The sequence below is a fragment of the Methylobacterium oryzae genome, from assembly GCF_021398735.1.
GTDB lineage: Bacteria > Pseudomonadota > Alphaproteobacteria > Rhizobiales > Beijerinckiaceae > Methylobacterium.
Genome location: NZ_CP090349.1, coordinates 791332 through 803217, shown reverse-complemented (window position 1 = coordinate 803217; position 11886 = coordinate 791332). Strand labels below are relative to the sequence as shown.

Annotated in this window: 7 protein-coding genes, 1 tRNA gene and 1 pseudogene; 3 read left to right on the top strand and 6 right to left on the bottom strand. The window is 69.3% G+C overall.

The window, feature by feature from the left end:
- Positions 1-430: 430 nt before the first annotated feature.
- Both LXM90_RS03775 and LXM90_RS03770 read right to left on the bottom strand, forming a co-directional pair.
- Positions 431-1849 carry a HAMP domain-containing sensor histidine kinase gene (locus LXM90_RS03775; RefSeq protein WP_042672347.1) on the bottom strand — a complete coding sequence of 473 codons (1419 nt, stop codon included), beginning with the start codon at positions 1847-1849 and terminating at the stop codon, positions 431-433.
- The gene (locus tag LXM90_RS03770) at positions 1842-2519 is read right to left on the bottom strand and encodes a response regulator transcription factor (RefSeq protein WP_020091096.1); all 678 of its coding nucleotides are present in this window, start codon (positions 2517-2519) and stop codon (positions 1842-1844) included. Before LXM90_RS03770 ends, LXM90_RS03775 begins: the two co-directional genes overlap by 8 nt.
- 246 nt (positions 2520-2765) lie before the next feature.
- On the opposite strand from LXM90_RS03770, the gene LXM90_RS03765 reads away from it, so the two are divergent.
- The 3 genes from LXM90_RS03765 (at position 2766) to LXM90_RS03755 (ending at position 7512) form a co-directional block, all read left to right on the top strand.
- Positions 2766-2963 carry a polyhydroxyalkanoate synthesis regulator DNA-binding domain-containing protein gene (locus tag LXM90_RS03765; RefSeq protein WP_056526371.1) on the top strand — a complete coding sequence of 66 codons (198 nt, stop codon included), beginning with the start codon at positions 2766-2768 and terminating at the stop codon, positions 2961-2963.
- A gap of 175 nt (positions 2964-3138) precedes the next feature.
- Positions 3139-4353 (top strand): efflux RND transporter periplasmic adaptor subunit, encoded by a 1215-nt coding sequence (locus LXM90_RS03760; protein ID WP_234081785.1) that lies wholly within the window; start codon positions 3139-3141, stop codon positions 4351-4353.
- Between the two features lie 9 nt (positions 4354-4362).
- Positions 4363-7512, top strand: a complete 3150-nt coding sequence (locus LXM90_RS03755; protein WP_234081784.1) for an efflux RND transporter permease subunit — start codon at positions 4363-4365, stop codon at positions 7510-7512.
- Between the two features lie 321 nt (positions 7513-7833).
- On the opposite strand, the pseudogene LXM90_RS03750 reads toward LXM90_RS03755, so the two are convergent.
- The 4 genes and pseudogenes from LXM90_RS03750 to hemF all read right to left on the bottom strand — a co-directional run.
- Positions 7834-9007, bottom strand: a pseudogene (locus tag LXM90_RS03750) (IS3 family transposase); the annotation flags it as partial.
- A gap of 575 nt (positions 9008-9582) precedes the next feature.
- A tRNA-Ser gene (locus LXM90_RS03745) sits at positions 9583-9672 on the bottom strand.
- A 78-nt stretch (positions 9673-9750) separates the two neighbouring features.
- On the bottom strand, positions 9751-10869 hold the full coding sequence (locus LXM90_RS03740; RefSeq protein ID WP_012321591.1) for an ATP-dependent DNA helicase: 1119 nt from the start codon (positions 10867-10869) through the stop codon (positions 9751-9753).
- Positions 10866-11798: an oxygen-dependent coproporphyrinogen oxidase gene (gene hemF, locus LXM90_RS03735; RefSeq protein ID WP_020091129.1), complete on the bottom strand. Its 933-nt coding sequence runs from the start codon at positions 11796-11798 to the stop codon at positions 10866-10868. The genes LXM90_RS03740 and hemF overlap by 4 nt, the downstream gene beginning before the upstream one ends.
- Positions 11799-11886: the final 88 nt, after the last annotated feature.

Here is an 11886-nt window from a genome sequence, read left to right as displayed (position 1 = left end):
GTTTCGGGTGGCTTATTGCCCGCCTGCTTCCGACCGGCGGATGTCCCGAAGCGGACATCTCCACGGGGACCACTCACGCCCTCGCCGCACCTTCGAACAGCTTGTCCCAAGGTGTCGGGGATGGGAGCATACCACCGAGGAATGCCAGGAAAGCCTTCACGTTTGGATCGCCGCGTCGGCTCTCCGGCCACAGCGCCGTGAACACAGAGCGCTCAGTGGCGAAGCTCTGCAGGACCGGCACTAACGCGCCCCGCTCGACCTAGTGACCGGCCAGGTCACCACCACGACGCGCTCTTCTGAACGTCCAAGATGGGTGGATCTGAAACGGCCCGCTTTCGACTGGCATAGACATGGAAGCAGACGTGCCGCGACATTTCTTGATACGCGAGCCCATTGGCAGATCATTTAGCGGGCAGGGCCAGAAATTCATTCAAAAATTGACAAGCGGATCTTTTCTCGAAGCCGTCCAATAAGTAGAAGACGTGCGGTCTTCGATGGTCAAATTCGGGAACGTCATCGCGAAACGGCAACCACCCTTTTCCGACGTGCGAACACTCACGCTTGCGGCGTGAATCTTGGCGATGGCGGCGACCAGGCTGAGGCCAAGGCCGTTGCCGGGGGTCTGGCGGGACATCTCGGCGCGGTAGAAGCGGCGGAAGACCTTCTCGTGCTCGCTCGCCGGCAGGCCTGGGCCGGTATCTTCCACGGCCACCTCGATCGCTTGGCCGGTCCAGGCGACCCCGACCCGGACGGTCCCTCTGGGGGGCGTGAACTTCACGGCGTTGTCGATGAGGTTCGACAGGGCCTCGAAGCAGAGGTCCCGGTCGCCGTGGACGGTGAAAGGCCCCACCGCCGACAGGACGAGCCGGACGCCCCTCTCTTCAGCCTCGGGCTCGAAGAAGTCGACCGCCGCAGCGGCGACCTCCCCGAGATCGACCGGCGCGAAGGCGGTCCGGCGGCCCTCCTCCATCGCGCCGATCCGAAGCACGGCCGTCACCATCGCGAGTGTCTGGTCGATCCAGGCGAGGCCCTGATCGATCGCCTCGTGCAATTCCGCCACCGTTCGCGCCTGCGCCCGGCTGCGTTCCAGCCGGGCCCGCAGGCGGGTCAACGGCGTCCGCAGGTCGTGGGCGACGGCATCGCCGACGCTGCGGACTTCGCCCATCAGTTGCTCGATCTCGTCGAGCATGCGGTTCACGTTGGCGGCAAGGCGGTCGAACTCATCGCCCCGGCCTCCGACCGGCAGGCGCTTGCCGAGGTTGCCGCGCATCACCTCGGCGAGCGCCACCTCGGTGGCGGCGAACCGCCTGCGGCCCCGGCGGGCGAGGACGAGGCCGCCGATCCCGGAGAGCGCCAGCATCGGCAGTAGCCCGAGGCCGAGCGCCCGCAGCGTCGTGACCCGCACCCGGTCGATGTCGTCGGTGTCGTGGGCGATCACCACCGTGCCGCCGCCGGGCAGCGCCAGGGCCGCGGCCCAGATCTCGTCGGCGAGGCTGCGGCCCCCGACCTCCACCGTGGCGTTCACCCGGTAGGCATCCCCGTCCCGCGGCAGCCCCTTCGGCATCGCATCGAGGTTACCCGCGCGCCGGACGCCGTCCGGAGCGAAGTCGCCGCCATAGTGCCGGGCATGCGGGTCCATGGCGGTCCAGGTGTCGACCCGCAACGCCGTGGCGGCGGGGTCGGCGGCGGCCGCGCGGACTTCCAGCCGCAGGGTCTCGGCGAGTTCCTCCCGCAGGTAGGAGGCCGTCTGCCAGTAGATGAAGGCGAACATCGTCAGGGCGAGAAGCACCGACCACAGGGCGATCCCCACCGCCCACCGCAGGGTGGTCGAGCGCAGGAGGTCAGTCATCGGGCGTGAGGGTGAAACCGACGCCGCGGACGTTCTGGATCAGGGGCGCCTCCCCGGCCGCCTCAAGCTTGCGGCGCAGGCGGCCGAGATGGACGTCGATGAGGTTCGATTTCGGAGTAAAGCGGTAGTTCCAGACCTCCTCGAACAGCATCGCCCGTGTGACGATCCGACCGGGCGCGCGCATCAGATAGGCGAGGAGCTTGAGTTCCCGAGGCAGGAGGTCGAGGTCGCGCGCGCCGCGCCGGCCCGTCCCGGCGATCAGGTCGATCTCCAGGCTTCCGACCCGCAGCAGCGTCTCGCGGGTGTCGACCGGGCGGCGGAGCAACGCCTCGATCCGTGCGGCGAGTTCGCCGAGCGCGAAGGGCTTGGCGAGGTAGTCGTCGCCACCAGCCCGGAGGCCGCGGATGCGCTCGTCGACGTCGCCGAGCGCGCTGAGGACGAGGGCCGGTGTCCGGTCCCCGTCCCGGCGCAGGTCCTGCAGCACGCCGAGCCCGTCCTGGCCGGGCAGCATCCGGTCGAGGATGATCGCGTCCCAGCCGCCCTGCCGCGCCGAGCGAGCGCCGTCCGGCCCGGTCGCGGCCCAGGCGACCTCGTGGCCGCGCCCGCGCAGGTCGTCGCGCACGTCCCCGGCCGTGTCCCCGTCGTCCTCGATCAGCAGCAGCCTCGCCACGTGAACCCGGTCCTCCCGCGTTGCCAGTGTGTCGCATGTCGGCCCTGCGGTCTGCGCGAGGAAGCGACTGTGAACCAGAATTTAGTGGCGCCCCATCGGCTTCGTCCAATTTATTAGAATGACTCTAGCGCGCACCTCGGGCCCTGTTCGGCTGGGCGCGATCCTCAGCGGGCTCCTCCGATGTTGTTCCTGCTACGCCGCTTCCCCGCATCCGCCGCGATCCCCCACCGCTGAGGGAGTCCACACATGCCCCGGAAGCGGCGGCCCCGCCGCCTCATCAACCGTTACGCCCAGAGCCGGCTCTACGACGTCGAGACCCGCACCTATGTCTCCGTCGAGCAACTGCGGGAATGGCGCGGCGAGGGCTTCGAGGTTGTGATCCGCGAGGTCGAGACCGGGCGCTTCGTCAGCGACGAGGTGCTCCCCACCGGCTTCGACGCATGAACCTCATCCGCGGAGCGTCCGGCCCGACCGGTCGGCAAGCTGCCTGTCCATGTCGCTGAACACCGAAGCGTCCGCGCGCCCCGCGGAGGTCTCGGAGGCATCCGAGACCGATGGCTTCGGGCGCGGGGATGCCTCCGCGCCGACTCCGATTGTGAGCCGGAGCCGCGCGCCGCGAGTGCTGCTCATCCTGGCGGTGCTGGCCGCCGTGGCCTTCGCGGGCTGGACCTATCGCGGCCCACTCCTCGCCGGCCTTGGCCTCGCCCCGCCCGCGGTCCCCGAGGCGAAGGCGGACCGTTCCGACGACACCCCGGCGAACCCCGATCTCGTCACCCTCGACGGGGCGGGGCAGACGCGGATCGGCTTGGCCTTCGGCACGGCGGAGACCCGCCGGATCGTGCTCCCGGTGCGGGCGCCGGGCACCGTCGCCTTCGACGAGCGGCGGGTGACGCATCTCAAGCCGCGCACGCAGGGACGTGTACTGAGCCTCGCCGTCCAGCCCGGGGACCGGGTGACGGCGGGGCAGACGCTCGCGACCCTCGATGCCGCCGGCCTCCTCGACGCCCGCAACGGGCTTCAGGCGGCTGAAGCCGCCCTCGGCGAGGCGCGGGCCTCCGAGGCGGTGGCGGCGCTCCAGGTGAAGCGTGGGCTGGAGCAGCTGAAATTCGGGGGCGTGGCGCAAGCCGAGGTCGAGCGGCGGCAGGTCGATCTCGCCAAGGCACAGGCGGCGGTGAAATCTGCGCAGGCGAACGCGGAGATGTACCGGGCGCAGTACCAGCGCCTCGCCCCGGCCGAGGGCGCCGCGCCGGGCACCAGCGCCGTGGTCACGCCGATTGCCGGCGTGGTGACGAGCGTCGGCATCACCCTGGGCGAGGTCGTCGATACCGGGCGCGACGCCTTCACGGTGGCCGATCCCACCCGTGTCGTCGTGCTGGCGAACCTCTACGGGGCCGACATCTCCCGGGTGAAGGCCGGGGATGCGGTCTCGGTGGAGAGCCCGGTGCCCGGCCATCCGCCCTTCGAGGGCCATGTCCGCTCGGTCAACGCCGCCCTCGATCCGGTGACGAACACGGCGCCGGCGCGGATCGAACTCGACAACCCGCAGGATCTCCTGCGCGCCAACCTTTTCGTCTCGGTGACGGTCGGGGCTGATCTCGGTCGCGACGGCGTGACCATCCCGGCGGCGGCCGTGCAGCAGACGGACACCGGCCCCATCGCCTTCGTGCGCACGGCCCCGGACAGGTTCGAGCGGCGGGCCCTGACGCTGGGCATCCAGCGCACCGACTGGGTGGAGGTGCGCCGAGGCGTGGCGGCGGGTGAGAGTGTTGCGACCGCGGGCAGCTTCGGCCTGAAGGCCATCCTGCTGCGCAGCCTTCTCGGCTCGACGGATTGAGCGCCGGCGATGAAGAGCTGGTTCGCCATCCTGGTCCGCCGCCGCTTCCTCGTGCTGATGATCGCGCTGGCCGCGGCGGCGGGCGGAGCCGCTAACCTCGAAGGTCTCTCGATCGACGCGGTGCCGGACATCTCGCCGAAGCAGGTGATGATCCTCACCCTGTCGCCGGGGCTCGGCCCCCTGGAGGTCGAGCGGCTCGTCACCTTTCCTGTCGAGAACGCGATGGCCGGTGCGCCGGGGCTCTCCAACGTCCGCTCGACGTCCCGGGCCGGCGTCTCGGCGGTCTACGTCACCTTCGACGAATCCGTGTCGGTCACAGCGGCGCGGGCGGAGGTGTTCCAGCGCCTGCCCCAGGCCAAGAGCCTGATGCCCGCCGGAGTCGGCGATCCGCAGATGGGTCCGATGGCGACCGGGCTCGGCGAGATCTACCAGTTCGAGCTGCGCGGGCCCGCCTACACGCCGATGCAGCTCAAGCGCATCCTGCAATGGACCATCGCGCCGAAGCTGAAGCTCACCCCCGGAATCGCCGACGTGAACATCTACGGCGGCCAGATGCCGACCGAGGAGGTCCGCGTCTCGGCGGACGCGCTGCGCCGCTACGGCGTGACGCTGGCCCAGGTCTACACGGCGCTCGCTGAGAACAACGCCGCCCGGGGCGGCGCCTACATCGAGCACAACGACCAGCAGGAGACGATCCGCGGCCTCGGCCTCGCCAAGGGCCCGGAGGACATCGCGAACATCGTCGTCGCGACGGGCCCCGGCGGCGTGCCGGTGACGCTCGGCACGCTGGGCACGGTGCAGGAGGCCCCCAAGGTCCGGCTCGGCGCCGTCACCCACGACGCGGAAGGCGAGACCGTCGTCGGCATCGCGATGATGCGCTACGGCGAGAATGCCAGCGCCGTGGTCGCGGAGGTGAAGAAGACGATCGCCGCCCTGCGCCAGCAACTGCCGCCGGGGGTCGAGATCGTCCCGTTCTACGACCGCAGCGCGCTGGTGGACCGCACCATCCGCACGGTGGAGCACAACCTCCTCGAGGGGGCGGTGCTGGTGATCGTGGTGCTGCTCCTACTGCTCGGCAACCTGCGCGCAGGGCTGATCGTCGCCGCCGCGATCCCGCTCTCGATGCTGATGGCGTTTGCCGGGATGCGGCTGCTCGGCCTGTCGGGCAATCTGATGAGCCTCGGGGCGATCGATTTCGGGCTGATCGTCGACGGCGCGGTGGTGATGATCGAGAACGTGCTCCGCGCCCGGGGCGAGCACCCGGACCGCCCGGCCCACGACGTGATCCGCGACGCCGCCGCCGAGGTGGCCCGCCCGGTGATCTTCGCGGTGGCGATCATCATCATCGTGTACGTCCCGATCCTCGCGCTGGAAGGCGTGGCCGGCAAGATGTTCGCCCCGATGGCGCTCACGGTGATCCTGGCGCTCGCCTCGTCGCTCGTCGTCACCCTGATCCTGATGCCGGCGCTCGCGGCGCTCTTTCTCGCCGGGCGCGGTGTCAAAGAGCGCGAGACGCGTCTCGTCCACGCGGTGCGGGGTGTCTACACGCCGGTGCTGCGCTGGGCCGAGCGGCACGCGCTCGCCACCGTGCTCACGACGGTCGCCCTGTTCGCCGGCTCCTGCGCGATGGCCACGCGGCTCGGGGGCGAGTTCCTGCCGAAGCTGTCGGAGGGCTCGATCGTCATCACCTCCGAGAAGCTGCCCGGCATCGCGCTGAACGCCTCGCTCGCCACCGTGACCCGCATCGAGCGGGTGCTGAAATCCTTCCCCGAGGTGAAGCGGATCGTCTCCCTCACCGGCAGCGCCGAGATCCCGACCGACCCGATGGGCGTCGAATCGACCGACAGCTTCATCACCCTGACCGACCCCTCGACCTGGAGGACCGCCGACAGCCAGGAAGGGCTCGTCGCGGCCTTCGATAAGCGCCTCCGGGAGGAGGTGCCGGGCGTCGCCTACAGCTTCTCGCAGCCGATCCAGATGCGGATGGACGACCTCTTGGAGGGCGTGCGCGGCGACGTCGCGATCAACCTCTACGGCGACGACCTGAAGGTCCTGAAGGACACGGCCGATTCCATCGTGCGGGTGGTCTCAGGCATTCAGGGCGCGGCGGACGTGAAGGCCGAGGCGCAGGCCGGGATGCCGGCGCTCTCGATCCGGGTCGACCGGGTCAAGGCCGCCCGCTACGGGATCAACGTCTCGGACGTGCTCGACGTGGTCGAGAGCATCGGCGGGCGCCCCGCCGGCATGGTCTACGGCGACGACAATTCCATCACCGACATCGTGGTCCGGCTCGACCCGGCCGACCGCAGCGACATCGAGCGCATCCGCGCCCTGCCGGTGGGGCGGCCGCGCAAGGAGACCGGTCCCGCCATGACGGTGCCGCTCGCGATGGTGGCCTCGGTGGAGGTCACCTCCGGCCCGGCCCAGATCAGCCGCGAGCGGCTGCAGCGGCGGATCTCGATCCAGGCCAACGTCCGCGGCCGCGACGTGCAGAGCTTCGTGGACGCCGCGCAGAAGGCCGTGTCCGATCAGGTCAAGCTGCCGCCCCGCTACGCGCTGCAATGGAGCGGCCAGTACCAGAACCTGCAGGAGGCTACCGCCCGCCTCTCGGTGGTGGTGCCGGCGGCGCTGGCGGGGATCCTCGTCCTCCTCGTCGTGATGTTCGGCGACATCCGCCGCGCCGGGCTGATCTTCCTCAACGTGCCGATGGCCGCGACGGGGGGCATCCTTGCCCTCTCTGTGCGCGACATGCCGTTCTCGATCTCGGCGGCGATCGGCTTCATCGCGACCTTCGGCATCGCGATCCTGAACGGCGTGGTGCTGACGAGCACCATCCGCGACCTCGAAGCTTCCGGCCTGGACCCGCGGGAGGCGGCCACCCGGGCGGCCGAGAGGCGCCTGCGCCCGGTGATGATGACGGCCCTTGTCGCAGCGCTCGGCTTCCTGCCGATGGCGCTCTCGACCAGCGCGGGTGCGGAAGTGCAGCGCCCGCTCGCCACGGTGGTGATCGGCGGCCTGATCACCGCGACGCTGCTGACGCTCGTCGTTCTTCCCGCCGTCTATCCGGTGATCGCAACGTTGCGCCTGCCCTTCGGCAGGGTGAGCAAGCGACGGCATTCGAAGCCCCGCCAGCGGATGCAGCAGGGGACCGGTCGATGAGCGCACTCACGGCGACGGCTGCGTTCGCCGTGGGGCGAGAGTACCGACGTTGCTCGCGACATAAACTGCTCGAGTTTACGAGTTCGCCGCGTTGAACTGCTTCGAACAGGGAATCTCAGGTACAGTCGCCGCCGACTTCGATGCCTACCGACCGTGCGCGGCCGGTCGCAGATGACCGCTTTGGGCGAAAGCTTGGCCGCGATCCGGGCGGCCGGCATGGGTCGCCAGCGGAACGTCCGCATATGCCCCCATCTTCATAGCCTCGGTTCGGGTGTCTCCTTGACCTGACCGGTATTTTGGACCGAGCCGATTGAGAGACCACTGCATGGTGGCGGCCATGGAGAGCCGGAAGGCCAGATCTGGGAAGCTGACAGGCGCAGGTGGCCGATAGCCAATCGACGAATGCGGTCGGACGCGGTTGTAGGTAGATTGTCATCGACCAATCACGATCTGCGCCTCCTTCAGCGAGCAGAAGATCTCTTGGCGTAGGCACTCGTCGCGCAGCCTACCGTTGAAGCTCTCACAGTACACGCTCTCCCACGGCGAGCCGGGTGCGATGTACTGAATCTGTGGCCCCGTCTTGGCGACCCATTTGCGCAGCGCCTTCGAGATCAGCTCGGGGCCGTTATCGCAGCGGATGTGCTCCGGGAGGCCGTGCAGGCACATCGCATCGGCCAGCGTCTCGATCACACCTACGCTGTTGATGCGTCGGGCCACCTTCAGCGCCAGGCATGTCCGACTGTGCTCATCGATCAGCGTCAGGACGCGCAAGCTGCGCCCGTCATGTGTCTGCGCCTGCACGAAGTCGAAGCTCCCCACATGGCTGCGGCGGAGCGGCCGCAGTCGCACGCATGAGCCGTCGGTCAGCCAGATACGGCTGCGCGGCCGGTGCTCCCGGGGGACCTTCAGCCCCTCGCGAGGCCAGATGCCCTCGTCCTGAGGTTCTCGAAGGATGAACCCGATCCTTGCCCACCGGCCAGCCGTTTGCCTGCAGCAGCGCGGTGAAACGGCGGTATCTGTCGCGCCGTACTCGGACGCCAGGGCCATGATGGCGCGGGTCAGCGCATCCGCGTCGGCCGGCAGTGTGGGCACGTAGCGTGGGCACGTAGGGCTGCGTGCCCCGGTGCAGGCCGACGATCCGGCAGGCGTGACGTTCGGAAGAGGCCGTACTTCTCCCGGATGCCATCGACCGCCTGCCGGAGCCGCTCGGGGGCTACAAGTTTCCCGAGGCGACGTCCGCCAGTACCTGCTTTTCCAAAGACAGGTCCGCCACGAGCCGCCGTAACCGAGCGTTCTCGCGCTCCAACTGCTTCATTTTCCTGGCTTGGTCGACTTGGAGGCCGCCGTACTCCTTGCGCCAGCGTGAGTCGCTCTGCTCAGAGATCTCCGCCTCCTCGCACGCCAGCGCCAAGCTTTTGCCTTGTGCCGTCTGCACCTCGATCTGGCGCAGCTTCAGCACGACCTGCTGCCCGCTCGTCTTCTGACCTCGCCGCAGGTCCGACGCCTTCGGTCCTGGCTGATCCTCTCAATCAGCCCGGTCCAAAGCCAGCCGGTCAGGTCACGAGACACCACCCATACTCGATGTGAGAAGATACTGGCCGACGCGCTCGGCGAGCATCTCGCGCTCGCCTATCAGCGTACCATCGGCAGTCGCGAGCCAAAACTCGCCGAGGTCGGCCTCTGACCAACTTGGCTACGCCGGCCCGGCCGATCGCGCGGAGCAGTACTCGGCGTTCTTCTGGGGCAAGATCGAGCCGGTCATCGGGATGCGACTCGCCCTCTCACGCTGACTGTCGGTGGGCGGATCTGAACTCCCAATCACTATAGTCATGTGTCCGGCAGCGAGCATGACCGCTGCCGCATGGGTCCTCGCCCCGGCTGCGCTATCAGAATGACTCTCGAAGAAATCGGCCTTGGTGATGATAGCGAGCAACGGGTTCGCCCTCGCGCGCGGGCACATCGTCAATCTACATCCGGTACAAGCCGTTTCGAAATGTAGGGCGCAACGTGGGCCGGCTACTGCAACCCCGTCAGAAGACTCAGTTAAATCAACGATTAAATTCAAGTACGTGGCGGAGAGGGGGGGATTCGAACCCCCGATGCCCTTGCAGGCATGCCGCATTTCGAGTGCGGTGCATTCAACCGCTCTGCCACCTCTCCGCAAGGTGCCTCGATGAGACGGGCGGTGCGTAGCACGCGTGGTCCCGCTTCACAAGCGAGACGTCGCGCGGCGCCGGATCAGACCACCACGGTGATCGCCTGCGCCGCGCGGGTCAGGCCGGTGTAGAGCCAGCGCGCCCGGTGCTCGCGGAACGCGTAGGATTCGTCGAACAGCGTGACCCGATCCCACTGCGACCCTTGAGCCTTGTGCACCGTCAGCGCGTAGCCGTAGGTGAACTCGTCCGTCTCGCGCCGCAGGAACAGCGGGATCTCCTCGTCCGTGCCGGAGATCATCGCGCGCAGCACCTTGATGTCGGTGGGCTTCCGGCGGAGCGCCGGGTCGTCCTCCGGCACCACGTCGAGGCGGATCAGGTCCGGACGCGGCGGCGCGCGCAGGGCCTGCACGGTCCAGGTCGAGCCGTTGAGCAGGCCCTTCACCCGGTCGTTGCGCAGGCAGACCAGCTTCTCGCCGATCGCCGGCATCGGGTCCGTGTGGCCGGCGAGCTCCCGCAGCCGTGCATTGTAGAGGCGGCGGGTCTTGTTCAAGCCGACCAGCACCTGATCGCACTCGAGCACCTCGGCCGGATCCAGGGCGCGGCGCGACACGATCCGGCTCTGCCCGTAGCTGCCGAGCTCCAGCCGGCCGCCCTCGCGCACGGTCATGGCCATGCGGACGATCGGGTCGTCCTTGGCCTGCCGGTGCACCTCGGTGAGCATCACGTCGGGCTCGGCCTCGGTGAAGAAGCCGCCGCCGCGCACCGGCGGCAGCTGCGCCGGGTCGCCCAGGACGAGGACCGGCCGCTCGAAGGACAAGAGATCGTTGCCGAGGTCGGAATCGACCATCGAGCACTCGTCGATGATGATCAGGTCCGCCTTGGCGGCCGGGCCCGAGCGGTTCAGCGTGAAGGTCGGCCCGCCCTCCTCCGCCTCCTTGGTGCGGTAGATCAGCGAGTGGATCGTGGCGGCGTCGTAGCAGCCCTTCTGGCGCATCACCGAGGCCGCCTTGCCGGTGAAGGCCCCGTAGACCACCGTGCCGTCGACATCCTCGGCGATCCGGCGGGCGAGCGTCGTCTTGCCGGTGCCGGCATAGCCGAACAGCCGGAACACCTGCGATCCCCCGTCCCGCCGCCACGCGGCGATCGCCTTCAGCGCCGCGTCCTGCTGCGGCGCGTAGGCGGCCGGCAGACCCGCACTCACGGCCAGCGCACGGTCGGCGGCATCGAGGAGAGGATGGAGGCGACGTTGCCGCCCGTCTTCAGGCCGAAGATCGTGCCCCGGTCGTAGAGCAGGTTGAACTCCACGTAGCGGCCCCGCCGCACCTGCTGCTCGTGGCGGTCCGCCTCGGTCCAGGGCGTGCCGAGATTGTCGCGCACGATCTTCGGGTAGGCCTCCAGGAAGGCCCGGCCCACGTCGCGGGTGTAGGCGAGGTCGGCCTGCGGCGTCCCGCTCCAGAGGTAATCGTAGAAGATCCCGCCGATGCCGCGCGGCTCGTTCCGGTGCTTGAGGTGGAAATACTCGTCGCACCACGCCTTGTAGCGGGCGTGGTCGATGCCGTGCGCCGCGCAGGCCCGCGCCAGGCAGGCGTGGAAGTGGCGGCTGTCCGGATCGTCCTGCGTGCGGCGCCGGTCGAGCACCGGCGTCAGGTCGGCCCCGCCCCCGAACCACGCCCGCGTCGTCGCGACGAACCGGGTGTTCATGTGCACCGTCGGCACGTGCGGGTTCCACGGATGGGCGATCAGCGAGATGCCGGTGGCGAAGAAGCGCGGATCCTCGGCGGCGCCGGGCATCTGGGCGCGGAATTCCGGCGCGAACTCGCCGTGCACCGTCGAGATGTGCACGCCGGCCTTCTCGAAGACGCGGCCCCGCAGCATCGCCATGACGCCGCCGCCGCCCGGCCGCCCGGTATGGTCGGTCCGGTTCCACGGGGTCTTCTCGAACGTCCCGGGGCCCTCGGGCGCGTCGGGGTGGAACGGGCCCGCCGCCTCCGCCTCGAGGGTCTCCAGAGCGGCGACGATCCGGTCGCGCAGCGTCTCGAACCACGCCGCGGCCTCGGACTTCATGGCCGTCACGTCGGCCTCGGAGGGAGGCGCAGCCAGGGCTGCGCGCGCGTCGTCCGGCATCGTCATGACACAGGCTTTTCCACCCTGCCGGGCGCACGTCAATGCGGTCGCGGCCCCGCACGGGCGCGCAGGGCTCGCGCGCAGGGCTCCCGCG

What these genes read in the sequence shown, in the direction of transcription:
- LXM90_RS03765 (WP_056526371.1), top strand. Translation starts at nt 2,766, where the DNA reads ATGCCCCGGAAGCGGCGGCCCCGCCGCCTCATCAACCGTTACGCCCAG.
- hemF (WP_020091129.1), bottom strand. Translation starts at nt 11,798, where the DNA reads ATGACGATGCCGGACGACGCGCGCGCAGCCCTGGCTGCGCCTCCCTCC.
- LXM90_RS03755 (WP_234081784.1), top strand. Translation starts at nt 4,363, where the DNA reads ATGAAGAGCTGGTTCGCCATCCTGGTCCGCCGCCGCTTCCTCGTGCTG.
- LXM90_RS03775 (WP_042672347.1), bottom strand. Translation starts at nt 1,849, where the DNA reads ATGACTGACCTCCTGCGCTCGACCACCCTGCGGTGGGCGGTGGGGATC.